Here is a 26,778-nt window from a genome sequence, read left to right on the forward strand (position 1 = left end):
AATCATTTATCAATTATTTAACTAAAAACTATGCTTTGAATATTATTTAATTAAAGAATATCGTTTTTTTCCTCTGCTTCCCATTTCTAATTTTCCAGGCGTGATAAGAACTTGGAATATCAAATTGCCATTTTGGAAGGATTAAAACAATTAAAATAACATCAATATGAGAAACAAGTCCCAACACAATTGTGAGATAAAATGCCCAGCCCGCTTCTTGAAATCCTATTAAATACGTAAAAGCGATCAACAAGCTAAGTCCCCACATTTTCGATAAAAATGCATGAGTACAGGTTTCTTTTCCGAATTTCCAAATGCTTATGATGTAACAGAGTGCTTCCATGATAAAAATTAAAAGAATGCTTAACCATTCGGTTTTAATTAATTCAGGATTAAGAAAATACGAAGCAAAACCTAATGACAACCAGAAAACCAAATCGGTCTGACTGTCTAACCTTCTTAATTTTTCGGATGAAACACCAACTTTTCTTGCGATAATTCCATCAAAAATATCTGTTAATAATCCAAAGTACATTAATATGAGAATTAAAAACTTTGATTCTTCTCCTTTAAAATAGGCTAAAGAAGTAATAATGGGCGCTAGAATGAATCTGATAGCGATTAAGATATAAGGTATTGTTTTCATGTTATTGTATTTTTTCAAAAGTTAAATCATAATGAAGTGTTTTCCAATCACTCATAACGATCAGTATTCCGTTACAGAAAAAGTAATTTGATTGTACTTTTAAATGATTGTTTTGATCAATTGTAAAACGAGACTTCTGAATATTCCAGCCACCCAAAATCAATGGAATTCCGTCAAGCATAAATCTTTTTTCTTTTAAATAAAGAAAACCGTCTTTTTTTAATTGAACTTTCAAATCCTGATCAAATAGTAAATTTTCAGCTTCATATATTTTAACATTCAATGTATGCTGATTGACGATTCTTAATTTCAGATTTACATTTTTATTATCATACTTTTCAGTTGTTTTATTAACATTGTACATTTCTAAGTTTCTATCAAAAACCTCATTAAGCCTTCCAACATAGAAGCCACTTCCAGAAGAAGGAAGGTTATTATAAGTCCCTTCTATCTTGTTCAAATTATTTTCATTAAGCCCAGCAGTACTATGATCTACATTTTTAAATCCTGCACAACTCATAGTAAACAAGAAAACAATTAAGTAAAAAAATATATTTTTCATAACTCATTATTTTTAAATTATACTTCAAAAGTATCAGCAGAAAACATAAATCTGAATGTGAAAAAAAATTAAAATAAAAGAGTACATTTGTGAAAATCACAAAACAATGCATCAGGAACGTTTGCTTAAAGAAATACGTAAGAAAATTGGAGATAAATCTTTGAATGACGAGATCGCCAATATTCTTAATATAAGCTATGATGCAGCACACAGAAGAACTTCATTGAAGGCAAAATTCAGTTTTGAGGAGGCTTTGGAATTGGCAAAACATTATCAGATTTCATTGAATCAATTCATCACTTCAGATCATCAAATCGTAGTACAAAAAACTTCGGGAGTAACTGAAACGGAGGATTTACAGTCTTTTTTTCAAAATAATCTCAGTGTTTTTGAAAATCTGCCACTTTCTGATGGAATAACGATTTATTATTCAGCGAAGGATATTCCGTTTTTTTATACACTTTCAGACACTTTGCTTTCCCGTTTCAAAATTTATGTCTGGATGAATTTGTTGAATGCAAAACAGGTTTTCATGCCATTTCTAAAGTTTTCACCGCCTTCGTTTGAGACAAATACAAAAGAATTAAAAAAGAAATATGAGGAACAAAATGTAGTAGAATTATGGAATAATATGACAATTTCCAGCATTTTACAGCAGATCTCTTTTTATTATGATACCGGACTTTTACAAAAAAATGAAGCGAAGGTTATTTTGGATGAGCTCAAAGAATTGATTGAATATATTGAACAAAAAACGGAAAACAATCCAAAATTTCATTTGTATGAAAATGAATTGATGCATCTTTCCAATGACATTTTTTTTCATCATCCCAAGCAGTCGCTTTTTGCTATACCAACCAATATGTTTGGATATATTTTGATTAATGATGCTAAAACCTGTGGTGAAACATTAAATTATTTTGAACATCAGATAAAAAATTCAAAATCGATGGCTACTTCCGGAAGTCGTGACAGAAAAATATTCTTCAATAAAATGTATGAGCAGATTGAAAATTTAAAGCTAAAATTATGAATACACTCCGTAACGGACAATTTTTCGGACAAACAAATGAAACCCTCGACTTTGACGGGTTGATTATTACCGATACGGAATACACTCATCCTTACGTCGATTGGCATTATCATGAGAACGCTTATTTCACCTTTATTCTTCAGGGAAATGTGATCGAAGGAAACAAAAAGGAAATCTATGAATGTTCAGCAGGAACTTTGCTCTATCATCATTGGGAGGATCCTCATTATAACATAAAACCGGACGGTTTTACAAGAGGTTTCCATATTGAAATCCCCAGAGAGTGGTTTGAGAGTCTCAACGTTTCAAAAGATAATATTGAAGGAAGTTTTAATATTAAAAATCCTGAATTAAAGTTGTCGATGTACAAAATATTTAAAGAAAGTAAAATCAATGACATTGAGTCGGAAGCCTCGACGCAAGAGCTTTTATTAACTATTTTTAATGAATTATCTTCCAAAAAAACACTTTCTGAAAAGAAACCAATTTGGGTAAAACAAATTGATGAATTATTGCATGAAACTTATACCGAAAAACTGAATTTAAAAGGGCTTTCAAACACTTTAAATATCCATCCGATACATCTCAGCAGAGATTTTAATAAATATTTTCAATGCAATCTTGGAGATTACGTCAGGAAATTAAAGATCAATAAATCGTTATCCATTCTTCCTACCAACGAAAAATCTTTAACTGAAATTGCTTTAGAATGTGGTTTTGCAGATCAAAGTCATTTTATTCGATGCTTTAAGGAAAATATGGGAGTGACACCGCTGAAATATCGAAAAATTTTGGAATAATTTCCTCACATAGATCACACAGATTTCACAGATGATTGCGCATAATTTTGACATTAATAATTATACATAAAATCTATGTCATCTGCGGGAAAATCACAAACGTTAATTTTATTCTATTTTTTCTAAACTATCCTTCATATTTTTGTTTAGATTTAAAATTGAAATGAAACCAATCTCTATATTTATTCTGTCGTTGATATTTAATTTATCTTTTGGACAAACTAAAAATCTTGTAACTCCTGAGAAAATTGATAATTCTGTTCAGAAAAATCATTTGAATACAGTTCTTTTTTTAGACAAAGTAATTGCCTTAGAAAATCTTAAAGAAAGTGACCTTTTAAAAAGCATGACCTTGCAGGAAGATAAAGATCTTGATATCAGAGTCTTTATGGATAATTCTTTGGTTAATTATTTACATGAAATTGACCCAGCTCTTACCACTGATGAATTACTAAAAAAAGGAAATTATCAGTTCTCTTTTTATGTTGACGGAAAATTAATTTATACCGAAAACCTGAATACAGGTGCCGGAACAGCCGAAAATAAAAAATTAAAAACAAACTTCAGAATTCCTTTGTTAAGTTCCAATAATGAAGATTCCTGGGGAAGATATTTGTGGAGTCGGTTTTATCTTGCCAATAATGGAATTGATGCTTTGGGAGATGGAAATCATGTTTTAAAAATCGAAATAAGACCTTATCTAAAATCTTCAACAGTAAAAATTGGGAATATCATTGCAAAAGGTGAGATCAATTTAATTATTCCTAAAAAGAATATTCCTGAACGACAGATTGCGATTCAATCTATTAAACCAAACAGCGGTTGGAAAGTCTCAAATGATCAATTTAATGTCGAGAAAATCAGAGCTTTAAATCAAAAAATTGCCGAAAACAGATTCAAAGATATTACAAGTATTGTTGTTATTAAAAATGACAAACTTCTTTTGGAGGAATACTTTAATCATTACGAAAGAGACAGCTTAAACGACACTCGTTCAGTCGGAAAATCTTTTGCTTCGGCTTTAACTGGAATTGCCATAAAAGATGGCTATCTTAAAAATGAAGATCAAAAACTTAGTGAATTTTATGACTTGAAATCATTCAAAAATTATTCTCCTTCCAAAGACAATGTTACTATAAAAAGCTTATTTACAATGAGTTCCGCCTTTGAAGGTAACGATGAGAATGAAGATTCTCCCGGAAATGAGGAAAACATGTACCCAACCGACAATTGGGTGAAATTTACACTGGATGTTCCCATGACAGAAAATACTATCGGTAAAAACTGGAGCTATTTCACTGCTGGCGTTGTTGTTACAGGTGATATTCTAGATAAAAATATCCCCGGTGGATTGGAGAAATATGCTGATCAAAAGATTTTTAAACCATTGGGAATCAATAATTACAAATGGCAGTATACGCCACAACATAAAATATCGCTAGCAGGAGGCCTGAAAATGAACAGCTTAAACTTTGCAAAATTCGGACAACTGTATAAAAATAACGGAGTATGGAATGGAAAAAAATTAATAGATAAAACCTGGATCAAAAAATCATTCACTAATTATTTCCCTGACAATAAAGACTTTGAAGGCTACGGATATCTATTTTGGAGAAAAGTATATAAAGTTGGAAACAAAAGTTTTGAAGCCTATCAATGTAGTGGAAACGGCGGAAACAAAATCATTATGTTCATAGAAATTCCTTTAGTGATCGTCATTACAGCAAGAGCTTATAATAAATCTTACGCCCATCCACAATCTGAAAAAATAGTAAAGGAGTATATATTACCCGCAGTTTATGAGCAATAAATAATTGGTAATGAGTAATTAAAAAAATATGGAAAGATGAAAGTTGATTAACTTCTCATCTTTTTTTCGTGAAAAATTATTCGTATTTTTTAGAAGGAACTAAAAAGACATCGATAAGACCTTCAGGAAGTTGCATTTTGATGATTCTTTCTTCTCTATCTACTTCCAGAATCCAGTCTTTGATCATAGGGACCACAACTTCTTTTCCGTCTAAGTTTGTAACGAAGTAAACCTGAGCGGTCTGATCATTTACAGATCTGATAACCCCACAGTCATTATCATTTTCATCAAGAATATTATATCCGATGATCTCGTGATAATAAAACTGCTTCCCTGAAAGTTTCGGCAAAGTAGCCAATGGCAAGTAAACGTTTTTCCCTAAAGATTGGTCTACTAAAGCCTCAGAAGAGTTTTTAAAGGCAAGATTCAGAGCATCTAATTTGCTCCAAGATGATTTTGCAATAAAAAAAGGAACCAATAATCCGTTGATCTCAACGAATATTGATTCCAGTTTATTGTAAAGCTCAGGCTGGTCTGTGTCCAATTTAAGGATTACATTACCCGCAAGGCCATGTCTGCGTGTGATTTTTCCTAGTAAATAGCAATCTTCTTTACGCATACAGGGATTTTTAAGCTTCAGTGTTTTCTTCAGTAGTTTCAGCAGCAGGAGCTTCTCCTTCTGTAGCTTCAGCAACAACTTCTTCAGCAGGTGCGTTAGCAGCCTCTTCAGCAGCTTTAGCATCAGCAATAACTTGTGCAGCAGCAGCAACTCTAGCTTCGTTTACTTTAACTTCAGCATCTAAAGCAGCTTTCTTAGCGTCAGATTGAGCCTTAGTTAAACCTTCTACTTTACCTTGTACTTTTTGTTCTTTAGCATCTACCCAAGCAGCAAATCTTTTTTCAGCTTCAGCCTCGTCAAAAGATCCTTTAGCAACTCCACCTTGTAAGTGTTTTTTGTAAAGTGCTCCTTTGTAAGAAAGAATAGCTCTTGCAGTATCAGTTGGTTGAGCTCCGTTGTTTAACCACTTTACAGCAGCATCAACGTTCAAATCGATAGTCGCAGGGTTAGTAATTGGGTTGTAAGTACCTAGTTTCTCGATGAATCTACCATCTCTTCTAGCTCTAGCATCTGCAACCACGATGTGGAAAAAAGGTCTCCCTTTTGATCCGTGTCTTTGTAATCTGATTTTTACTGACATAATGTTTGAATTTTATGGGAACTCGTCCCAGTTAAATATTTAAGAGTGCAAAGATAAACAAATTTTTCAATTCGGAGATTTGCAAATAGGATAATTTTACAATTATTTTAAGTAGTTAAGACAAAAAACAATCCTGTTGAAATTATCACTGAAAGAAAGACCGCTATAAATACTATAAGATTATCCCTTGTTTTCCCTGTAATAATCCTAATTACAAAATAATTAACAATATAAAGAGGAACAAGTAAGAAAATTGAAAATATTTTTGTAGCTAAAATAAATATAGAAAAAAACAAAAGCCCAATAATAGATGAAATGAAAATACCTAGAATGCTTTTATAAATAGTTGTTCGGTCAATCTTATTATTTTCTTTTACTGAAGAAAATCCATAAAACTTCTCAACAACAAATTCTTCAAGCTCTTTATTGTTGAGAATTTGTGATGAAATATTTTCCATAATAAGAAGTAAATCATCTCCTTTTTCCACCATTTTATAGACTTCAAAAGATATTCTGCCCTTTTCTTTTATTAATAATGTTCTTTGATTTGCTTTATTTACAAATTCATCATAATTAAATTTTTGATTAATTGCTTCAGTCATTTCTTCGTTGATTTTCCCTGTATGTTCATTCATATAGAGATAAGCGACAATCAAATCTTCTTCATTAAAATTTTTGTAAATATTTTTCATATTAAACTGCTCCCATGTAGAAAAGCCCTAAACACTTCTGGTTTTCCTCAATGGTCAAAGAATCTTTCAATTGATCTACAATTTTAGGAGAACTCCAGTAACAGCCGATATTATTTGCTGTACAAGTCAGATACATATTTTGAACAGCCATAGAAACAGCAGCGATCTCTTCCCATTCAGGAACCATTCCGCTGAAATTTACAATGATTGAAACAACAGCATCAGCTTTATTGATTTTAAAGCCAATGTCATTATATTTTTTCTCTAAAAATAGCTGTTCGGGTTGAGAAGCTTTGTAAATAGCCTGCATTTCGGAAGCTAATTTTGCTTTTTCTTCTCCTTTGAAAATTTTAAAACGCCAAGGTTTTGTACGTTTGTGATTGGGAGCAAATGTCGCTGAATTCAGGATTTCATCGATGATTGCCTGAGATATTTCGGTTTCAGTGTAATCTTTTGGAAAGATACTTTTTCTTTGCTCTATGATTTCTTTTAAAACTTCTGCTTTATTCATAGATGCAAAATTACGAAAAAGTTGATCGTTGACGGCTGTGAGTTACTGGTTTTGTTATAAGTTTAAAAAATTAGATTCTTCCTTCGTCAGAATGACAGTATGCAAAACAATTCATAATTCATAATTCATAATTCATAATTCATAATTCATAATTCATAATTTATAACTAAATAACTCCTATAACACTTCCACAATTTCCTGATGAATTTTATTGAGGGTAAAATCATCGCCGGGTTTCATGCCCATCATTTTTTTCGCCATCGGACTTTCTGAGGAAATAGCATAAAATCGGTCACCTTCGAAGAAAAATTCTCCCAGAGAAACTGATATATAAAAACGAGCTTTATTGGTGATCACAATCGAACCTAACTGCACTCTTTCTGTGGCATTATTTAAAACTTTTGCCATATTTCGCTGAAGGTCATTTAAAGCCGCAAGCTGTCTCTGCATCTGGTATATTTCCTCCTGCATTTCTTCCCTCATACTATCATATTTCGGAGTTTTTTTGATGTCACGGCTTGCTTCTAAAGTAAATTCTATAAAATTTTTAAGTTTTTCAATTTTTTCGGCAATGACGGTCTTCACAAAGTTTCTTATGGCATTTTTCTCAAATACGGTCTTCTCCATACATCTAATCTTTACATAAAGATAATATTTTTTTTGAATAATATTTTATTTTTGAATTTCTAAAAACTTCAAATAAACAAAATAACTACAAATGATTTTTTATAAAAAGATGCATAAAAAAGCCCTGTAAAATCTACAAGGCTATATTTTTATTTTTCTACCAAAGCTTTCAAATTATTCAAACCTTCTTCGTAGGATTTTCCCATTTGATAATCCATCATTGGTCTCATTATTTTCATCATAGGATCTTGCTCGGTATCCATCGTCCAGAGTACTTTTGTAGCATTTCCCTCAGGAGACAAAACGATCTCGGAAGTTGCTTGTCCTTCAAAAGGTTTTATAAACATCATTTCCGTTTTTTGTTTTTCATTTAAAACCAATCCTTTAATTTCCTGACAACCCGCTCCTGCATTATCATTTTTGCTATCCCAGCAGTATTTGTCTCCCACTTCTCCAGAATTTCCGGTATACGTTACTTTCATGCTTTTATCTAATTTCATCCAAGGATTCCATTCATTAAAAGACTTCATAGAACTTATTTGCTGCCATACTTTTTCTTTCGGAGCATTTATGACCATGGATTTTTCATAATGATAATTTTTACCAAAAGCGAGCATTGCGATTACAGCATATCCGATAATTAAAAGAATAATTACACCAATAATTTTTAAGATTGTTTTCATAGTTTAAAATATTTAGGGTTAAATTTTTAGCATCATTAAATTCAAATATGTTGTCAAAATTAATCATTACACCTATATCCCAACTTTGCATATGACAAGATTATTAAAGATAAAGCATTTTTGTCATACCTTGTCAATGAGGCATTATTTTTGAAGATTCCACCTTCAAATCAATACGAATTATTACATTTACAATCATTAAAAAATCAAAAAATGAATATTTTAACGGAAAAATTTAACACACCATATCATTCAGCGCCATTTAATTCTATTAAAAATGAAGATTATCTTCCTGCTTTTAAAGAATTAATTCAAAAATCAGAAGAAGAAATTGATGCCATCGTCAACAATACAGAAGAACCGACTTTTGAAAATGTAATTGAAGCCTTGGCGTATTCCGGAGAGCAATTGGATGCTGTTTCTAATATATTTTTCAATTTAAATTCCGCAGAAACAAGTGATGAATTGCAACAGATCGCTCAGGAAGTTTCTCCGATCTTAACAGAATATTCATCAAAAATTTCTCAAAACGAAGATCTTTTCAATAAAATTAAAAAAGTTTACGATGAAAAGGAGAAATACAATCTTAATGAAGAGCAACAAATGCTTTTAAATGAAACTTACAAAGGTTTTGTGAGAAGCGGTGCTTTATTAAATGAAGAAGACAAGGAAAAATTGAAGAAGATCAGCATGGATTTATCTTTAAAGTCTCTTCAATTCGGACAAAATGTATTGGCATCCACCAATAATTATTTCAAACATATTACTAATAAAGAGGATTTGGCGGGAATACCCGAAGCGATTATCGAACAATATGCTGAAGAAGCAAAAGAAAGAGAGCTTGAAGGTTGGGTGATTACGTTACAATATCCTAGTTATCTTCCGTTGATGACCTATGCTGAAAACCGTGAATTGAGAAAAGAAATCGCATTGGCAAACGGCAAAAAATCTTTTGACGGTGGTGAATTTGACAATCAAAATTTAATCAAAGAACTTCTTCAGTTAAAACAGCAGAAAGCTGAATTATTAGGCTATTCAACGTATGCAGACTATGTTTTGGAAGAAAGAATGGCAAAATCTCCAACAAAAGTATTGGATTTTTTAAATGAATTATTGACGAAAGCTAAACCTTACGCAGAAAAAGAGATTGAAGAATTAAAATCATTAGCAAAAGCTGATGGAATTGATGAAATACAAGGTTATGACCATGCTTATTACGCCGAAAAACTTCGTAAAGCAAAATATGACCTAAATGATGAGGAATTAAAGCCTTATTTCCCATTAGATCAGGTTCAGGAAGCGGTTTTTGGATTGGCAAATAACTTATTCGGGCTAACTTTTGAAGAAAGAAAAGATATTCCGAAATATCATGAAGATGTAAAAGTCTATGAGGTCAAAGAAAATGGCGAGTACAAATCCTTGTTATACGTTGATTATTTCCCAAGAAAAGGCAAAAGAGCCGGAGCGTGGATGACGAGCTATAAAAATCAGTACAAAAAAGACGGTGAAAATTCTCGTCCGCATATTTCTATCGTTTGTAAATTCAGCAAACCGACAAAAGATACTCCGAGTTTATTGACTTTCCAAGAAGTGACGACTTTATTCCATGAATTTGGTCATGCTCTTCACGGAATGTTGGCAAATACGCAATATCCTACCCTTTCAGGAACTTCTGTAAAATGGGATTTTGTGGAATTACCGTCTCAATTCCTGGAAAATTTCTGCTACGAACCTGAATTCTTAAAAACTTTCGCGAAACATTACAAAACAGGTGAAATTCTTCCCGATGAAAAAATCGAGAAAATTGCACTTTCAAAAAACTTTATGGAAGGCTATCAGACAATGAGACAATTAGGTTTTGGAATTTTGGATATGAACTATCATACTAAAGTTGCAGAGTTGGAGGGTAAGAGTGTGAAAGAGTTTGAGGATAACTACACAAAAGCAACACAGTTGTATCCTGCAAACCCTGAAACCGCGATGAGTCCGAGTTTTTCACATATTTTCCAAGGTGGATATTCCGCGGGATATTATTCTTACAAATGGGCGGAAGTTTTGGATGCTGATGCTTTTCAATATTTTAAAGAAAACGGAATTTTCAATCCTGAAATTGCCGCAAAATATAAAATTCTTCTTTCTTCCGGCGGAACAAAAGATCCAATGGAATTGTATAAGAATTTCAGAGGAAGTGAGCCGAAAGTGGAGAGTTTGTTGAAAAGGGCATTTGGGTAAAATAATAGAGACAAAGTTTCTGTATTAGATAGAAGAATTATTTACTAAAAATAAAAATCATGCAACAAAACAAATACGACAACACCTCCTTTTTCGAACAATACGAAAAAATGCTTCGTTCACAAAAAGGATTGGAAGGAGCTGGAGAATGGCCTGCTTTAAAAAAAATGTTGCCTGATTTTTCAGGAAAAGATGTTCTTGATTTGGGTTGTGGCTTTGGTTGGCATTGCAGATATGCCATTGAAAAAGGTGCGAAATCCGTTATTGGAATTGACCTTTCAGAAAAGATGCTTGAAAAAGCGAGAGAAATCAATGCTCTGCAAGGCATTCAATACGAAAGAAAAGCCCTTGAAAATGTAGATTATCCTGATGAGAAATTTGATATTATTTTAAGTTCTCTGACATTCCATTATATCGAATCATTTGATACATTGGCACAAAATATTTACAAATGGCTGAAACCGAACGGACATTTTGTATTTTCGGTGGAGCATCCTGTTTTTACAGCACAGGGAAATCAAGATTGGACTTATAATGAAAATGGAGAAAAACTGCATTGGCCTGTTGATAATTATTTCATAGAAGGAAAAAGAAATACCACATTTTTAGGGGAAGAAGTTGTAAAATATCACAGAACTTTAACAACCTATCTGAATAGTCTTTTAAAGCAAGGTTTCAAAATCAAAGAAGTTGTTGAACCGGAACCGAGTGAAGAAATGCTGAAAGAAATTTCAGAGATGAAAGATGAATTGCGTAGACCAATGATGTTATTGATATCTGTTGAAAAATAGCAAACAATTCCCACTTAAATAAAAATGATACCTCAAAGAAAACTCAAGCAAAACTTAATAATCCTTTTATTAAGTTTCACCATCAATCAAGCTTTTGCACAAAAGAAAGAATTTCGGGAGACAGAAGTTGATACGCTTACCTTTTTAAACAATAGAAAAATATTAAACAGCTTAAATACCATTAAATTTCAAAAGAAAATATTCGTAGAAAATGACATTAAAATTCCCTACAGATTTTTAACGCCTAAAAACAATCTCGTAACCCAAAAATACCCTTTGGTTATTACCTTTCATAATTCTACAAGAATCGGAAACGATAATGAAAATCAGCTTGAGCCCTTTGCTAAAATATGGTTGCGAGATGAAATTTATGAGAAATTTTCGTGTTATGTTGTAGCGCCACAATTCAATACACGATCCTCCAATTATAAGATCAATAAAGAAGGTATTCAAGTTTCAAAACCATCCAACGAGGTTTTTGCTTTATTGAAACTGATCAATGATCTTGAAAAAGAATATCCCAATATTGATAAAAACAGAATCTATCTGATTGGTTATTCGATGGGAGGTTCAACTGCCCAAAATCTTATGAATTTGAGTCCCAATACATTTGCAGCCGTTGTTTCTGTTGCTTCCGTGCCAGATTTATCGAATCTTAATAAAATTAAAGAAAAAAATATCTGGCTAATTCACGGCAAAAATGATGATGAAAATCCGTATGTAGGCAGTGTTGAATTGTATAAAAAACTTCCTTCCGATAAAAATTTGATCTTTACAACATTCACCAACCTTCATCATAACAATATTGTGATGCCATTTTTGATAACAGATGAAATCCCGAAATGGTTATTTGAAAAACGTAAATAAAAGAAAAATAAGTATTGACAATTCCGTAATTTTACATCATGAATAACATCACTCAAAGACTAGAAAACGTAAAAAAACTCCAGGCAAAAAGATGGGAAAATGAAGATCACTGGGATGATATTAATGATCTTTTAGTTAAAGAATTAGATGAAATCTTACTTATAGAGCCTCAGAATACAGCAGCTTTAATCAATATCGGAGCGGTGTATTCTGACATGGGAGAAAACGAAAAAGCTATACACTACTTGAAGACTGCATTAAATTTAGGTTCTGAAGACAAAAACCTGTTTATAAACTTAGCTATCGTCATGGTTTACATGGAAATGCACCAAGAGGAATATCATGAATACCTGGAAACAGCTGAAGATAAATTGGAAGATCCGTTGACTTTTAAAGCGTATTTTGATCCAAATTCTCAGTAGGAAAATATTAAAACTTAAAATTCTTAAATCATATTACTAGCTATTTTATTACCCTTCCTATCTTTCATCGTTCGAGGAAAAGTACTAACAGGAATCATTTGTTTAGTTTTACAAATTACCTTAATTGGCTGGATTCCGGCTGCAATTTGGGCTGTTTTATCGTTAAATAACGAAAGAGCAGAAAAACGAACTGACAAATTAATCAAGGCAATGCGAGAAAATCAAAAATAATTAAATGCTTGATTTCTATTTTATAAAAGACGATCAGCCCACACCAAGTTTCCCCGAAAAATTGGGATTAAAATTTGCGGGAGATCTTGATGACCAAACATTTTACAATTTGCAAAATAAAGGAATCATTGATAAGAACCTTGATTATTATTCTGATTTCAGATTAGACCGTATGACTATTCAAAAAATGAGTCAAAATATTTTAATTAAAGATCTTCAATCTGATAGTGATGTGAAACAGTTATCTCAATTATTAGAAACTGCAGAAAGAGAAAAAAGCGGACTTATTGCTTATGGAGATTAGTTTAAAAAAAATCCATAAGTATAGCATATCAATTTTTTAATTTTAGTCGGGACATATTTTGTATCTTTAATAGCCATTATAAAAGTTTAAATAAAAATAATTTGGCAAAAATCTATGGCAGAAGAACTTTATTTCATAAAAACTAATCCTACTATTGCCAAAATCAACTTGTACAATAAGCTCTGCCGTGAAGAAAAAAATGTACTCAACTTTTTAAACGAAGATAAAAAAACAAGCTTTGAACTGATTAAAACCAAAGTAAAAGATTCCGTTGAAAACCTTACGAAAGACGAGTTATTGCAAATTTTCTCTTGGTTCAATAACGAATATAAAACAGATCGGGAAGAAGTAAAAACACAGCTTTTCATTAACGGAATTGATCTTTTTTATGAAATTCCTTCAACGGCTGATGTAGTAAATTTTCAGCAGATTCTTTCGGGTTACGAAAATTATTCTAAGCAAAAATTACATCACATTGTCGATTCCCAACACTTTAATGAGTTTCTGATCTATGGAATATTTTACACCGGAATTAAAAATCAGGATAAAAATATTTCAATTGATTTTTTGAAGCAGGATTATAAAAACTTGTATTCTTTTGCCGAAATTCAATTCAATTCCAACGTAAAGATATTTGAAAACCAAAATACTGTAATGAATATTTACAAATATTTTACTGATTTATACGATCTTACGAAATACTATAAAGGTTCTATTATCAAGCTTCATGGTTAATAATCTATTTTGACATAAATCATCTCAGAAATTCTAATGCTCAAAATATCAGAATATAATCAACTCAAAATTCCAGTTCCTAAAGAATTTGAAAGTATATTCTCGCATTTCTACTTTGCTGAAAACAATTCACAGCAGCTTGTTACAAAAACATTATTACCCACTTTTCAAACCATTTTATTGTTCTGTTTTGGAGAAAGTGCAACTATGAAAACCAAAGAAAATACAATCATTTCGGTTTATAAATGTATTACTTTCGGCCCTATCAGACATTCCTTTGAATATACTTTACCTCCAAAAGCTTCAATTTTAGTTGCTAATTTTGAAGATGATGCTTTTTATAGATTTTTCGGAAAAGTCATCATTTCAAATAATTTTGCTGTACATCCTGATGAACTTTTAACCGAAAACTGTTTCACAGATCTTTGGTATGAACTGTCAAAAATAAATTCAACACAGGAACAGGTCGATCATATTCTCAATTTCTGTCAACCTTATTTGCAAAATCAGGATTTTACGAGTCAGCTTTTAAGTAATTTTAAAGATGAAAATTTAAATCCAATTAAAATCATTGCCGAGAAAACCAATCAATCTGAACGGAATATTCAGCTTAAACAAAAGGAAAAATTCGGATATTCTTCTAAAGAAATCAATCGCTACAACCGTTTTTTTAAAGCTATACAAATGATTGAAAAAGAGATTGAAGCTCAAAATAAAGTTGAATGGTTTAATATTATCAGTGAATGTAATTATTACGACCAAAGTCAGCTTATCCATGATTTTAAGCATTTCTTACATATTTCACCTTCTCAATATTTAAAATTCCAGCAAGACATCTGCAATCCGAGATCTTAATAGCTCATTTCGTTTTCTTACAATTTTTGCAACCTCAACTCCTCTACTTTTGTCCTATAAAATTAAAAAAGTAGAAACAATGAAACACTTAATTATTTACGCTCATCCTAATGAAAACAGTTTAAATCACTATCTTTTAGAAACCGTTATTGAAAGTCTGGAATCTGAAAAACATGAAATTGTAATACGTGATTTAAACAAAATTAATTACAATCCGGTTTTATCTCTCGAAGATATGCAGGGACAAAGAATGGGGAAAATTTCTGATGATATTAAAACAGAACAGGACTATATTTCATGGGCAGAACATATTACTTTTATTTACCCAATTTGGTGGACGGGAATGCCGGCAATCATGAAAGGCTATATCGATCGCGTTTTCAGTTATGGTTTTGCGTATCGTTATGATCAGGGAGTTCAAAAAGGTTTGTTAACAGATAAACAAACCGTCATCATTAACACCCACGGAAAATCTAATGAAGAATACGAACGTATTGGAATGGATAAAGCGCTTTCTCTGACTTCCGACAAAGGAATTTTCACATACTGCGGTTTTGAGATCAATCAGCATTTCTTTTTTGATAAAGCCGATAAAGCGACTCCGGAAGATCTTGAAATCTGGAAAGAACACATCAGAAATACGTATTTGGAAAAAATTTCTAAAAATTTATTTTAAAAATAAAATCCTATAAAAGCTTGCAGAACTTTTGTAAACATTTGATTTTGGAGGACAATTTTCAATATATTCGTTTGACATAAAATAATTTAAACTAAAAACGCAGTAAGATGAGCTACATTATGGTAGATATAGAATCTGACGGTCCGATTCCCGGAGATTTTTCGATGATCTGTTTCGGGGCAGTTCTTGTAGATGAAGATCTGGGGACTACTTTTTATGGAAAATTAAAGCCTATTTCTGATCAGTTTAATCCTGATGCATTAGCCATTTCAGGATTTAGCAGGGAAGAAACGATGGATTTTGATGATCCGAAAGAAGTGATGCTCAAATTTGAAGAATGGATCAAAACAAATTCTAAAGGAAGACCTATTTTCATCAGTGATAATAATGGTTTCGACTGGATGTTCATCTGCTGGTATTTTCATCATTTTATTCAAAGAAATCCTTTTGGATACTCTTCAAGAAGATTATCCGACCTATATTGCGGACTCGAAAAAGATACTTTTGCCCAATGGAAACATCTTCGTAAAACAGAGCATACGCACCATCCCGTTGATGATGCCAGAGGAAATGCCGAAGTTTTATTGCATATGAAAAAGGAAATGGGTTTGAAGATCGGTTTAAAATAGAAAAATGATGAATTTACAATACAGAAAAGCCTCAGAAAGCGACCTCGATTTCTTACTTGATCTGAGAATGAAAACCATGACCGAGCATTATGCAAATTCAGGGCTGCCGACAACAGAAGAATCGGCGCTGCAGAGAGTGCTTTATCAGTTTGAAAAAGCCAATATCATATCTTTAGATAATGAAGCAATCGGATTATTAAAACTCAATAAAGAATCTGACAAAACAGAAGTTTTACAAATTCAAATTCATCCCAAAATGCAGGGAAAAGGAATTGGGAAACTAATTTTGAAAGATATTATTGAGGAAGCTAAAACTGCACAAAAACGTGTTATATTAAGTGTTTTAAAAACAAATAAAGCCCAAAATTTATATTCAAGCTTAGGTTTTAAGATCGTTGAGGAAAATGAACATTCTTACATCATGGAGTTTTCAAACTAAAAAGTATGCCTAAAAGCATACTTTTATCTATTTATTTGTATAAGGCACAAGAACATCGATAAAATTATCTGTGTGATGCGGTTCACCAATAGCGCGGAATTTCCAGTCGCCATTATGACGGTAAGCTTCTGCAAAAACCATCGAGCACATTCCGTTCAAGCTTGCATCTCCGGAAAGACTGAATTTCGTAATTTCCTTTCCTTTGGCATCAACTGCTCTGATGAAGGCATTATCGATCATCCCGAAATGTTGCCTGTTTGTATTTCCCTGATATATTGAAACTACGAATACAATTTTCTGATAACGTTGATCCAGCTGGTCTAGCTTTACAATGATTTGTTCATCATCACCGTCACCTGCACCGGTTCTGTTATCACCCGTCAGCCAGATCTGACCGCTCGGATGTTTCATAGAATTAAAATAAATAACATCTCCCTGATAAAGAACAATCTGCTTACCATCATGTCGCTGTATGGTTTGTCCCATATTGGCAACCTTCCCATTTGAATCTAGAAGAAAGGCTATTGCATCGAGATCATATTCCGGCTCACTACCGAATAATCTTCCTAAAAAGCCACCTTGCTTACGAACATCCCAGCCCAAACCGATCGTAACAGTAGAAAGATCATAAACATTTTCTCCACGGTCATTTTTCCTTAAATTGATTGTTTGTCCTTTTTGTAAATTGATCGCCATATTTATTTTATGATTTGTCCTTTATAATATTTTTCAAGAAAGAAACCCAAATCAGCTCTGTAGCCAATCCCTGAAGCTTCAAATTTCCAGCTTCCGCCACGTTTGTACAATCTTCCGAATTCTACTCCTGTTTCTATAGAGAAGTCTTCATCGAGTTCATATTTCGCTATTTCCTGATTGCTGGTCTTATCTATAATTCTGATGTATGAATTTCTTACCTGTCCGAAATTTTGTTTTCTTCTCTCAAAATCTTCAATTGTAACGACAAATAAAATTTCTTCTACCCTCTGATCTACTTTTTCCAGATCAACAATAATAGATTCATCGTCGTCTCCATCGCTGTTTTTACCGCTTGGATCATCTCCTGTATGAGTAAGGGCTCCGTCCGGAGAATTTAAATTATTATAAAAAACAAAATATTCTTCACTCACTAATTTTCTGTCGGCATCGATCATGATCGCAGAAGCATCAAGGTCAAAATCATATCCTCCACCTTCATTCGGATCCCATCCCAGGCCTATCGTCATTTTTGTAAATCCTATTTCAATTCTTTGTCCTTTCTGTAAGTTAATTGCCATAATAATATCTCTGTTGTTTCCTCTAAGATAAAGCCGATTTAGTAATTTTCCAAAATATTTTGTGACAAAAATTTATGTAAATTGCAGATTATGGAAAATTAATTGTTCAACAAAATCAACAATAAAAAAGCCTGATCGATTTGATCAGACTTATATTTTTTAAAGATATGTTTAAATAAATTTTACCCTTTAATTTCTTTTTCAGCAGCTGCATTATTTCTAGCTTTTGCCAACATCGGAATCGAGATCAATCCCATGACAAGCATGATCGTAATTTGTAACGGCAGCGAAATAAATGAATACGTAAGTCCCATTTCGGCGCCCAGCTCACCACTTTTCCCCATTGCTATGAATAAAGCCATGAAACCAAATTTCATTGCCAGATTGAAAGCTCCAATTCCGCCGCTCGCAGGAACCATCATTCCCAGAGTTCCTACAACGATAATAAAAAAGCCGTCAGCAACGGTAAAATTTGAAGTTTCAGGAAGAGCAAAACATACGAGATATGCTGCAAAATAATACGAAACCCAAATTCCTAATGTATAAAGGATGAATTTTCCTTTTTGTTTTAATTTAAATATTGAAGTCAACCCCTGAAAAATTCCGTCAATAAAATTGATGATCTTTCCTAAAAATGGAACGGTTGCCAATCTCTTTTTAAACACGAAAAACAAAACTGTTCCTATAATTAAGATTAAAAGGAAAATCAAAATTTTATTTGGATTAATGGTAACTCCTGAATTTTCGTAAAAAGACAGAATGGCATCATATTTAAATGCTAATGTTAATCCTAAAAATCCGATCATACAAACCAGATCCACTACTCTTTCAAGAATAATCGTTCCAAAAGATTTGTCTACAGGAACTTTTTCAACACCATATAAAGCAGTTGCTCTTGCTACCTCACCACTTCTCGGAATGGTAAGATTCATTAAATATCCAAAAGAGATAGACCAAAGCGAATTGGATGTTGAAATACTGTGTCCCATAGGCTCCAGCATCAGATTCCAGCGAATAGCCCTGAACCAATAAGCCAACAGCCCAAAAACAGCAGCAAATGCAACCCAGAAATAATTGGCCTTTGCAAGAGATTTCTGAATTACTTTAAAATCAAGCCCTCTAAGAGCAAGCCATAAAAAGAAACCTGCAAATGCGAGCGAAACTACAATCGTAATTACTGATTTTAATGGATTTGATGATTTTTTCTCCATGAATTAGGTAAGCAGGTTAGTTTTTTCATCCGGGAAAACGATCTTTGGCTGAAAATCCTTCGCTTCTTCAGGAGTCATCTGAGCATATGCTATGATTATGATGATGTCATCTCTCTGAACTTTTCTGGCAGCAGGACCATTCAGGCAAACTTCTCCCGACTTCCTTTTACCTTTGATAACGTAGGTGTCGAAACGCTCACCGTTATTTACATTTACGATATAAACCCTTTCTCCTACCACCAAACCGGCAGCTTCGATAAGATCTTCATCGATCGTAATACTTCCTATATAATTAAGGTCTGAAGCCGTAACTCGTACCCTGTGAATCTTTGACTTAAAAACTTCTATTAACATGCTGCAAATTTATTAATAAAAATTAATAAAACAGGCTTTTTAATGATTTTCAAACACGCAGATACACAGCCATTTAATTTTATTAAAAACATTTTTTTTGAAATTTACTTACAGAATCTACAAACATATCGCCAAAACCATTAATACTTTATACGAAATTCAGGATTTAATAAATACGGAAAATAATATTAAATTTTTGCTAAAGTCAATACACATAAGCATTTGGCATGATTTTAGTAACGGCTAACGTAGATTTTGCGTGAAAAGTCAAATTATCATATTTCAACTGTTTTCACCCAAAATCAAAAAAATTGTACAACTTTTCATAAAAAAATTGCACAATTAGAAAATAGTATTATATTTGCTATAATTACGAACTAACTTTAATATTAAAAATTATGAACAAGTCTGAATTAATCGACGCAATCGCAAAAGACGCAGGAATTACTAAAGTTGCAGCAAAAGCTGCTTTAGAATCATTCATCAGTAATGTAACTACTACTTTAAAGAAAAAAGACGGAAAAGTTTCTTTAGTAGGATTTGGTACTTTCTCAGTAGCTGAGAGAGCGGCTAGACAAGGTATTAACCCTGCAACTAAAAAGCCTATCAATATTGAAGCTAAAACGGTTGCTAAATTCAAAGCTGGAGCTGATTTATCTACTGCTGTAGCTACTGCCAACACTCCTGTTGCTGCTGCTAAGAAGAAAAAATAATCATTCAGATTATAAAAAATTCAAACCTCACCGATAGATGAGGTTTTTTTATGCTTAAATTTTAAGGTTTATGGTGCCAGACGGGAAATTTTCCAATCCAGATCATCTAATATGTAGATAATTCTGTCATGAAGTCTGTTGGGCCTTCCCTGCCAAAATTCGATCTCATAAGGTTTTGCAATGTAACCGCCCCAGTTCTCAGGCCTTGGAACTTCAGTGTTCTCAAACTCTTTCTCTAGGTTTTTTAATTTTTCTTCCAAAAACTCTCTGTTAGGGATAATTTGACTTTGTGGTGAAACTGCCGCTCCGAGCTGACTTCCTTTTGGTCTTGAATGAAAATACCCATCACTTAAATTCTCCGCAATCTTTTCCAGTTCTGCTTTTATTATGATCTGTCTTTCAAGATTTGGCCAGAAAAAATGTAAACAGGCTTTATGATTCTGTTCTATAGCTTTTCCTTTTCGGCTGTCGTAGTTGGTATAAAAAATAAAACCCTCAAATGTATACGCTTTCAGCAAAACCATCCTTGTACGCGGACATCCATCATCTTCTACGGTTGAAACTGCCATTGCATTGGCTTCAGAAATAGTAGGATTTTCGCTTGCTTCCAAAAACCAATCTCTGAATTGCTCTATCGGATTTTGTTTTATCTCACTTTCAATAAGTTGGGATTTCTCGTACACTTTTCTTTTGTCGTGCAGGTTTTCCATAAATATTTTTTATTAAATTTGAGTATGAATTACTCATACAAAGGTAAAATATTAATTTCCACACCAGACATTTCCGGCGATATTTTTTCCAGATCTGTAGTACTTGTTATTGAACATAACGAAAGCGGTGCATTTGGCTTGATATTAAACAAAAAAAATGGACAGATGAGTAGTAAGTTCAAAAACTTTTTTGACTTCAAAATTGAGGTCTATGACGGCGGACCTGTGGAAAATGACAAAGTTTTCTTTATTGTAAAAGGCAAAAAGGTAACTGAGATGTATTCTATTATTTCTGATGATTTTTATCTGACTGAGGATATTGAGAATATTATCAGTTCTATTCTTAGCGGTGACCTGAATATTGACGACGTCAAGATCTTCTCCGGATACTCGGGTTGGTCTGCCGGGCAGTTGGATAAAGAGGTTCAAAAGAAAATGTGGACGGTGGTTGATGTATATAATCTAGACTATACACTACCAAATGATCAAACGCTTTGGAAATCTATCATGCAAAACCTAGGTGGTGAGTATCTTCTTTGGGCGAATTCTCCTGAAGATATTTCGTTGAATTAAAGCATAATATTACTCTAATTAAGGAGACTTAAAACATTAACAAACTTTAAGATTCTCTTAACCAATTTATAGGAAAATATTTCCGTTATTTGATAAACCAAAATCAAGAAAATGAAAGTACTTACAAACCTTATTTTATTTTTCTTTCCAAGAGTAAATGTTGCTCTTATTCCTATTAAAACAAGACGAAAATTTAAATAAGCAAAAAAAATTGCTCAATAATTCATGGAAAATAATCCAGTGAATTACTAAACAATACAAATTCTGATCTATTCAGAATAAAACCCGGTAAAGGACTTTGGAACTTTTGTTGTTTACCGGGTTTGTCAATTTAAAAACTTTTCTTCCAGCTTTCCACTAATTCTAAAAAGCGAGAATTTTCAAAAGTCTTATTTCTTATTTTACCTACAGAAAATATGCCCTTTTCGTCAGAGATCATTAAAATTTCTTCGGCCTTTTGAGATTCAAATGCGATTATCTCGTGTTCCTGCGTATCGGCAAGGTTATTTTTATGCAAAAAAGTAACAAAATTTTCCAATAAAGGCGAAATGTAAGCTCCTTCAGACTGTTTCGGAACTTTAATAGCATTACCTTCCAAGAATAATAAATTCCCTGATGTTGAACGCGCAATTCTCTTATTAGGATTAAGCAGGATCACATCATCAAGATCATTTTCCTGAGCATAAATTCCGCCATAGATATTTTCCGGGCTGTGAACTCTGATATTGCTCAGTAAATTATTATTAACGTTGATTTCTTTAATAATATCTAATTCCAAAGGTCTTCCATGAACCGAAAGAATATCATCCATTTCATCAACTTCATAAAAATAAGAAACTGATGACTTGGATAATGTAATTCCGTCTGAATTTCTAAAAACCTGAAAATTAATAATTCCGTTATTAATTCCCTTTCCTTCAATAATATCTTTCTGAAAAAGCGACTGAAAAAATTCCAACGTATACGTCAGCGGAATATTCATCCGCATCTTTCTCATGGAAGCCATCAAATAAAAATAACATTCTTCATCCATGATGAGTTTTCCTTCTCTCACAAAAAAAGAAACCTTTACGGCGTCGCCCATAAGAAACGCCCTATTCTTTACATATAATTCGTCTGATGTAAAATATTGATTTTCCAATGTCTGATCTGATTTATTTATAAAAAAATAATGAACGATAAATCGTTCATCAGTTTTATCATTTAATACAGCTTATATTAAGCTGCACCTAATTTAATTCTAAGGTTTTCAATAAGATTTTCCCAATACATTGCATTTTCCTCTTCGTCACCTTCTTCACAGAAATCTGTAATATTTAAGGCCAAATCTTCGGTAATATCATCAATAGTAATGGTCATTTCAAAGAAATGCTTAGTTCCTTCATCTTCTTCCCATCTGAAACGAACGAAGCCTTCAGGCTTGTATCTGATCAAAGTGGCTTTTTCTTCAGGACCTCCACCCCAACTGAAAAAGAAATCGTCACCTTTCTCTACTACATCATCCGCAAACCATTCAGACAACCCTTCTGCAGTCGCCAGATATTCATATAAAATCTCTGAAAGACAATGCATTGGAAATTCGTAATGGACTTTATGTTTAGCCATATAATCTTTGTTTTAATCGTCCCGCAATATATAAATTAATTTTTTTATTACACAAAAATGTATTTACTTTTTTGTATAATCTTCATGATATTTATCACAGAAATTAAATGGGCGTTTAACATTGTTTTTAAAGTGATACTTTAAGCCCTTAAAACACAAAAACTCTTCATACCAGAAGAGTCTTTATTATTAATTTTCGTTTAAAACATCAAGAATAATCTGACATCCTTTTTTGATCTCATCAAGAGAAAGCGTTAATGGTGGTGAGATTCTTAAATATTCATTTCTGTATAATTGCCAGAAAACGATGAGACCTTTATCCATACACCTTTTCGCAACTTTCAAAGTATATTCTGGTGAGCCCAGATTTACGGCTAACATTAATCCTTTTCCGTTAATATTTTTAATTTTCGGGTGTACTAGAAGTTCTCTGAATAATTTCTCTTTTTCCTGCACTTCACTCATTAAACCACTGTCTAAAACTTCTTTTAGAGTTGCATAACTCGCTGCAGCGATCAAAGGATTCCCTCCAAAAGTCGTGATATGACCCAATTTTGGAGAGTGAGACAACGATTCCATAATTTCTCTCGAACTCATGAAAGCTCCAACAGGAACTCCGCCTCCCATTCCTTTTCCCATTACCAGAATATCCGGAACGATCCCGAAATGCTCAAAAGAGAATAATTTCCCTGTTCTTCCGAATCCGGGCTGAATTTCATCTAAAATTAGAAGAGCTCCGACTTCTTCACATCTCTTTTTTAATTTAATTAAATAATAATCATTTGGAACTAAAAAACCAGCCGCCCCTTGAATTGTTTCCAGAATTACACAAGCAGTTTTTTCGGTGATCTTATCAAAATCATTTTCATTATTAAATTCAATAAACGAAACCATCGGCAATAACGGACGAAATTCTCTCTTATGATTTTCGTTTCCTGAAACGCTTAAAGCTCCGTGCGTATTTCCGTGATAAGAATCTTTAAAAGAGACAATTTCCTCTCTTCCTGTATATCTTTTTGCTAATTTTAAGCTTCCGTCGATGGCTTCTGCTCCACTGTTAACTAAATAAGTAATTTCTAAAGGATTCGGGGTAGCTTCAGCTAATAATTTACACAATGCGACAGGTTTTTCCTGAGCATATTCACCATAAACCATTACATGAAGATATTTATCCGCCTGCTCTTTGATCGCATTCACAATTTTAGGATGAGAATGTCCTAAAGTATTAGCAGAAACTCCTGCCACAAAATCAAGGTATTTTTTTCCGTCTCTTCCGAAGATATAGCTTCCTTCTGCTTTTTCAACCTCAAAACCAGCTGCAAATTTTGTTGTCTGTGCCTGATATGTAAAAAAATCTTTTTGTATTTCCATTGTAGAAAAATTTCAGCAAAGCTAAAAAACATTCATGAAAACCCGAAATTATCCTGATAGAATAAAAAAATCATCCCTAATTTTTCATTAAGGATGATCCACCAAATCACAAAATATTAATATGTATTTTCACAATCACAGTGAAAAAAAAAAATTAGAAATAATTCAGGTCAGATGCCTTTTAAAGCATATTTCCAATACATTAAATATATAAAATAATTTCATTCATAATAAGAATAACTCAAACTTTAACATCAAAAAATATCAATAATTAATCTCAATTTGATGTGAAATAAAAATATACTAATCAGAAACCTGATAATGATGAATACTTCGCATTCACACAGTGTTGAATAACATGATTAAAAAAAAATTGAATCCATACTTATTTCACAAAAAAAAACATCCATTTTCGAGTAGAAAACAGATGTTTTTTTTCAGATTTAAGACTTTCGTCTTTGTATCAGTTGATTATTTTCGGGTACGTTTTGGTTTTTTAGCTTCTTCTTTTGCTTTTTCTTTATCTATGGCTTCTTGAGCTTTATCATAAAGTGAACTTTCAGCTTCGTACTTTATTTCTTCATTATTTGGTGTGTCTACCAATATGTCCTGCCATTTGTTGATACGGTCCTTGGTATTCCAGTTAAAGTCCGGAAATTTCCTTTTGGAAGGCTCAATTTTACTCATTGGATAAGTATCTGAAGTCGCTCCGATATTACAGGAAACGATCTGCATCACTTTTTCTTCAAATAGAGCATCAATAATTCCGCAAGAAGTAAGGGAGATCCCAATTCTTTCTGGTTGTTTTGTAGTTTGATCAACATCATCAGCGTAACTTATTGCCTGTGCATTTCCTATTACCGTAGCTTCTTTAATATCATTATTCTGATAGTGAACTGTCATGAATCTACCTTTCACCTGATTAAATTCATCTTTCAAATTTAATGAATCAACTTTGCTGATCGCAAATGCATTTCCGATAACTTTTAGAGAATCAATATTTTCATTTTCAGTATTGAAATAGGCTTCAATTTTATCTCCGGTTACTTGTTTTATTCCACTCCACAGAATTGGCTTTGTGTACATGTGCATAATGCCATCAGTTTCGTTGAAGGCAATAGAATCTGCTCTTCCCTGCGCGTTAGATTTATAAAATCTTCCTTTTCTGAAAGCCCGCAAGAAGCTTTTTTTCTTTTTAATATCTGCAGAATCCGGTCTCTGGAAAGAAATAATCTTCTCTGCAGCAAAATACATTGAATCTTTTTCAAAAGCTTTTACTGCATAAGGATTTTTGGTCATCATCGCAGAATCTTTCTTTTCAAAAATCTCTCCGTAACCGCCTTTTATCCATCTTCTTTCTTTGGGATCGTCTAAAGTTACATTTCCGGTTGCTTTTCCGAAACCTGTAAGCTGGTTGAAATACATATCGTCACCTGTCAAGATCTTATCATTATAAAAAATCTTAGAATTTTTATTTAGAAAAGCTTCTTTCGTGTTCATTCTGTAAGTACCCCTTTCGGTATAAACTCTATTTTTGGGATTTGCACGATTGGTAATTGTGGTTGGCCCGAAGAACTCAGCAACTTTAGTAACCTGATTTTGTTTGATATTATCGCCATCAATGATATAATCAGGGCTGTCAATTTTCACATTACCCACAAAATCTATCAGTTTTGTATCCAAAAAATAGGTTGCAGATTTTGTATACATCGTATTCTGAGCATCAGAAATGGTACCTCCTGTATTAAAATAAGCCTGATTGGCCATCTTATCATAGTACAGAGTTTCTGTTTTAATGGTCTGCTTTGGGTCGGTGAGAATTACATTTTTTCTTGCAACCCCTTTTTGAGTGTTTCCATCATACTCCATCTCGCCTGCAGTAATTACAGAACCATCCGGGTTTTGAAGTCTAGCATTACCTATTGCTTTTACAAAATTTTCTTCATCGTATAAAATCACTTCATCAGCAGTAAGGATAGAACCTTGATGTTCTAATTTCACATTACCCTTCATGTAACGGTTTCCTTCATACATTTTAGGATCCTTAATAATTTCATCGGCATTGATGATCTTTACCTTATCTTCAGGCTTTGCTTGCTGAACTTTTTGTGGGTTTTTGATTGGATTTTGTAAATACGGATCTCTTTGCGCAGGTTTTTGTTTGTCTTGCGCAAAAGTAATCGTTGAAATAAAAACTAATAGAAAAAAAATCAGTCTCAT

33 protein-coding genes are annotated in these 26,778 nt (G+C 32.7%); 16 read left to right on the top strand and 17 right to left on the bottom strand.

Annotated elements, in window-relative coordinates:
- Positions 1 to 46: 46 nt before the first annotated feature.
- Both EG348_RS02225 and EG348_RS02230 read right to left on the bottom strand, forming a co-directional pair.
- On the bottom strand, positions 47 to 646 hold the full coding sequence (locus tag EG348_RS02225) for a CDP-alcohol phosphatidyltransferase family protein (RefSeq protein ID WP_123980286.1): 600 nt from the start codon (positions 644 to 646) through the stop codon (positions 47 to 49).
- A gap of 1 nt (position 647) precedes the next feature.
- A complete protein-coding gene (locus tag EG348_RS02230) occupies positions 648 to 1,208 on the bottom strand; it encodes a hypothetical protein (protein WP_123980288.1) in 561 nt (186 codons plus the stop codon).
- Between the two features lie 106 nt (positions 1,209 to 1,314).
- Here EG348_RS02230 and EG348_RS02235 point away from each other — a divergent pair, with 106 nt between their 5' ends.
- The 3 genes from EG348_RS02235 to EG348_RS02245 all read left to right on the top strand — a co-directional run bounded on the left by EG348_RS02235 (position 1,315) and on the right by EG348_RS02245 (position 4,851).
- Complete coding sequence (locus EG348_RS02235; RefSeq protein WP_123980290.1) at positions 1,315 to 2,241, top strand: XRE family transcriptional regulator; 927 nt, start codon at positions 1,315 to 1,317, stop codon at positions 2,239 to 2,241.
- On the top strand, positions 2,238 to 3,041 hold the full coding sequence (locus EG348_RS02240) for an AraC family transcriptional regulator (RefSeq protein ID WP_123980292.1): 804 nt from the start codon (positions 2,238 to 2,240) through the stop codon (positions 3,039 to 3,041). Before EG348_RS02235 ends, EG348_RS02240 begins: the two co-directional genes overlap by 4 nt.
- A 163-nt stretch (positions 3,042 to 3,204) precedes the next feature.
- Complete coding sequence (locus tag EG348_RS02245; protein WP_123980294.1) at positions 3,205 to 4,851, top strand: serine hydrolase domain-containing protein; 1,647 nt, start codon at positions 3,205 to 3,207, stop codon at positions 4,849 to 4,851.
- A gap of 76 nt (positions 4,852 to 4,927) precedes the next feature.
- Here EG348_RS02245 and rimM read toward each other — a convergent pair whose 3' ends face one another.
- The 6 genes from rimM to EG348_RS02275 all read right to left on the bottom strand — a co-directional run bounded on the left by rimM (position 4,928) and on the right by EG348_RS02275 (position 8,563).
- Entirely contained in the window at positions 4,928 to 5,470 is a 543-nt protein-coding gene (rimM, locus tag EG348_RS02250; protein ID WP_123980296.1) for a ribosome maturation factor RimM, read from the bottom strand.
- Positions 5,471 to 5,480: 10 nt separating this feature from the next.
- Positions 5,481 to 6,050, bottom strand: a complete 570-nt coding sequence (locus EG348_RS02255) for a 30S ribosomal protein S16 (RefSeq protein ID WP_123980298.1) — start codon at positions 6,048 to 6,050, stop codon at positions 5,481 to 5,483.
- A 107-nt stretch (positions 6,051 to 6,157) separates the two neighbouring features.
- On the bottom strand, positions 6,158 to 6,742 hold the full coding sequence (locus EG348_RS02260; RefSeq protein ID WP_123980300.1) for a hypothetical protein: 585 nt from the start codon (positions 6,740 to 6,742) through the stop codon (positions 6,158 to 6,160).
- 1 nt (position 6,743) lies between these two features.
- Entirely contained in the window at positions 6,744 to 7,253 is a 510-nt protein-coding gene (locus EG348_RS02265) for a nitroreductase (protein ID WP_123980302.1), read from the bottom strand.
- A gap of 177 nt (positions 7,254 to 7,430) precedes the next feature.
- Complete coding sequence (locus EG348_RS02270) at positions 7,431 to 7,880, bottom strand: hypothetical protein (RefSeq protein WP_123980304.1); 450 nt, start codon at positions 7,878 to 7,880, stop codon at positions 7,431 to 7,433.
- Between the two features lie 149 nt (positions 7,881 to 8,029).
- Complete coding sequence (locus EG348_RS02275) at positions 8,030 to 8,563, bottom strand: SRPBCC family protein (RefSeq protein ID WP_228414823.1); 534 nt, start codon at positions 8,561 to 8,563, stop codon at positions 8,030 to 8,032.
- A 213-nt stretch (positions 8,564 to 8,776) separates the two neighbouring features.
- On the opposite strand from EG348_RS02275, the gene EG348_RS02280 reads away from it, so the two are divergent.
- The 11 genes from EG348_RS02280 (at position 8,777) to EG348_RS02330 (ending at position 16,747) form a co-directional block, all read left to right on the top strand.
- A complete protein-coding gene (locus EG348_RS02280; protein ID WP_123980306.1) occupies positions 8,777 to 10,795 on the top strand; it encodes a M3 family metallopeptidase in 2,019 nt (672 codons plus the stop codon).
- Positions 10,796 to 10,854: 59 nt separating this feature from the next.
- Positions 10,855 to 11,586 carry a class I SAM-dependent methyltransferase gene (locus EG348_RS02285; protein ID WP_123980308.1) on the top strand — a complete coding sequence of 244 codons (732 nt, stop codon included), beginning with the start codon at positions 10,855 to 10,857 and terminating at the stop codon, positions 11,584 to 11,586.
- Positions 11,587 to 11,610: 24 nt separating this feature from the next.
- Positions 11,611 to 12,453: a prolyl oligopeptidase family serine peptidase gene (locus EG348_RS02290; protein WP_123980310.1), complete on the top strand. Its 843-nt coding sequence runs from the start codon at positions 11,611 to 11,613 to the stop codon at positions 12,451 to 12,453.
- 38 nt (positions 12,454 to 12,491) lie between these two features.
- Entirely contained in the window at positions 12,492 to 12,875 is a 384-nt protein-coding gene (locus EG348_RS02295) for a tetratricopeptide repeat protein (protein WP_123980312.1), read from the top strand.
- A gap of 66 nt (positions 12,876 to 12,941) precedes the next feature.
- Entirely contained in the window at positions 12,942 to 13,106 is a 165-nt protein-coding gene (locus tag EG348_RS22055; protein WP_410494145.1) for a YqaE/Pmp3 family membrane protein, read from the top strand.
- 4 nt (positions 13,107 to 13,110) lie between these two features.
- Positions 13,111 to 13,410 (top strand): hypothetical protein, encoded by a 300-nt coding sequence (locus EG348_RS02305; RefSeq protein ID WP_123980314.1) that lies wholly within the window; start codon positions 13,111 to 13,113, stop codon positions 13,408 to 13,410.
- A 114-nt stretch (positions 13,411 to 13,524) separates the two neighbouring features.
- Positions 13,525 to 14,145 carry a hypothetical protein gene (locus tag EG348_RS02310; protein WP_123980316.1) on the top strand — a complete coding sequence of 207 codons (621 nt, stop codon included), beginning with the start codon at positions 13,525 to 13,527 and terminating at the stop codon, positions 14,143 to 14,145.
- 36 nt (positions 14,146 to 14,181) lie between these two features.
- Positions 14,182 to 15,000 (top strand): helix-turn-helix transcriptional regulator, encoded by an 819-nt coding sequence (locus EG348_RS02315; RefSeq protein WP_123980318.1) that lies wholly within the window; start codon positions 14,182 to 14,184, stop codon positions 14,998 to 15,000.
- A gap of 79 nt (positions 15,001 to 15,079) precedes the next feature.
- Entirely contained in the window at positions 15,080 to 15,676 is a 597-nt protein-coding gene (locus tag EG348_RS02320; protein ID WP_123980320.1) for an NAD(P)H-dependent oxidoreductase, read from the top strand.
- A 110-nt stretch (positions 15,677 to 15,786) separates the two neighbouring features.
- Positions 15,787 to 16,308: a 3'-5' exoribonuclease domain-containing protein gene (locus EG348_RS02325; RefSeq protein ID WP_123980322.1), complete on the top strand. Its 522-nt coding sequence runs from the start codon at positions 15,787 to 15,789 to the stop codon at positions 16,306 to 16,308.
- A gap of 4 nt (positions 16,309 to 16,312) precedes the next feature.
- Positions 16,313 to 16,747, top strand: coding sequence for a GNAT family N-acetyltransferase (locus EG348_RS02330; RefSeq protein ID WP_228414824.1), 435 nt, complete (start codon positions 16,313 to 16,315; stop codon positions 16,745 to 16,747).
- Between the two features lie 27 nt (positions 16,748 to 16,774).
- On the opposite strand, the gene EG348_RS02335 is transcribed toward EG348_RS02330, so the two are convergent.
- The 4 genes from EG348_RS02335 to panD form a co-directional block, all read right to left on the bottom strand.
- Positions 16,775 to 17,443 (bottom strand): TerD family protein, encoded by a 669-nt coding sequence (locus EG348_RS02335; RefSeq protein ID WP_123980324.1) that lies wholly within the window; start codon positions 17,441 to 17,443, stop codon positions 16,775 to 16,777.
- Between the two features lie 2 nt (positions 17,444 to 17,445).
- Complete coding sequence (locus EG348_RS02340) at positions 17,446 to 18,021, bottom strand: TerD family protein (protein ID WP_123980326.1); 576 nt, start codon at positions 18,019 to 18,021, stop codon at positions 17,446 to 17,448.
- A 182-nt stretch (positions 18,022 to 18,203) separates the two neighbouring features.
- Positions 18,204 to 19,232 (bottom strand): lysylphosphatidylglycerol synthase transmembrane domain-containing protein, encoded by a 1,029-nt coding sequence (locus EG348_RS02345; protein ID WP_123980328.1) that lies wholly within the window; start codon positions 19,230 to 19,232, stop codon positions 18,204 to 18,206.
- 3 nt (positions 19,233 to 19,235) lie between these two features.
- Positions 19,236 to 19,586 (bottom strand): aspartate 1-decarboxylase, encoded by a 351-nt coding sequence (gene panD / locus EG348_RS02350; protein WP_029294648.1) that lies wholly within the window; start codon positions 19,584 to 19,586, stop codon positions 19,236 to 19,238.
- Positions 19,587 to 19,984: 398 nt separating this feature from the next.
- Here panD and EG348_RS02355 point away from each other — a divergent pair, with 398 nt between their 5' ends.
- Complete coding sequence (locus EG348_RS02355; protein ID WP_054510404.1) at positions 19,985 to 20,299, top strand: HU family DNA-binding protein; 315 nt, start codon at positions 19,985 to 19,987, stop codon at positions 20,297 to 20,299.
- A gap of 68 nt (positions 20,300 to 20,367) precedes the next feature.
- Here the strand turns inward: EG348_RS02355 and pdxH are convergent, their stop codons facing one another.
- Complete coding sequence (gene pdxH / locus EG348_RS02360) at positions 20,368 to 21,009, bottom strand: pyridoxamine 5'-phosphate oxidase (protein ID WP_123980330.1); 642 nt, start codon at positions 21,007 to 21,009, stop codon at positions 20,368 to 20,370.
- 24 nt (positions 21,010 to 21,033) lie between these two features.
- Between pdxH and EG348_RS02365 the strand changes: the two genes are divergently transcribed.
- Positions 21,034 to 21,582 carry a YqgE/AlgH family protein gene (locus tag EG348_RS02365; RefSeq protein ID WP_123980332.1) on the top strand — a complete coding sequence of 183 codons (549 nt, stop codon included), beginning with the start codon at positions 21,034 to 21,036 and terminating at the stop codon, positions 21,580 to 21,582.
- A gap of 331 nt (positions 21,583 to 21,913) precedes the next feature.
- Here the strand turns inward: EG348_RS02365 and EG348_RS02370 are convergent, their stop codons facing one another.
- The 4 genes from EG348_RS02370 to EG348_RS02385 all read right to left on the bottom strand — a co-directional run bounded on the left by EG348_RS02370 (position 21,914) and on the right by EG348_RS02385 (position 26,778).
- Positions 21,914 to 22,723: an aminotransferase class IV gene (locus tag EG348_RS02370; protein WP_410494135.1), complete on the bottom strand. Its 810-nt coding sequence runs from the start codon at positions 22,721 to 22,723 to the stop codon at positions 21,914 to 21,916.
- Positions 22,724 to 22,800: 77 nt separating this feature from the next.
- Positions 22,801 to 23,187, bottom strand: coding sequence for an START-like domain-containing protein (locus EG348_RS02375; RefSeq protein WP_066755352.1), 387 nt, complete (start codon positions 23,185 to 23,187; stop codon positions 22,801 to 22,803).
- A 189-nt stretch (positions 23,188 to 23,376) separates the two neighbouring features.
- On the bottom strand, positions 23,377 to 24,552 hold the full coding sequence (locus EG348_RS02380) for an aspartate aminotransferase family protein (protein WP_123985004.1): 1,176 nt from the start codon (positions 24,550 to 24,552) through the stop codon (positions 23,377 to 23,379).
- Between the two features lie 477 nt (positions 24,553 to 25,029).
- Positions 25,030 to 26,778 carry an OstA-like protein gene (locus tag EG348_RS02385; RefSeq protein WP_123980334.1) on the bottom strand — a complete coding sequence of 583 codons (1,749 nt, stop codon included), beginning with the start codon at positions 26,776 to 26,778 and terminating at the stop codon, positions 25,030 to 25,032.

Source organism: Chryseobacterium sp. G0201, assembly GCF_003815655.1.
Taxonomy (GTDB): Bacteria; Bacteroidota; Bacteroidia; order Flavobacteriales; family Weeksellaceae; genus Chryseobacterium.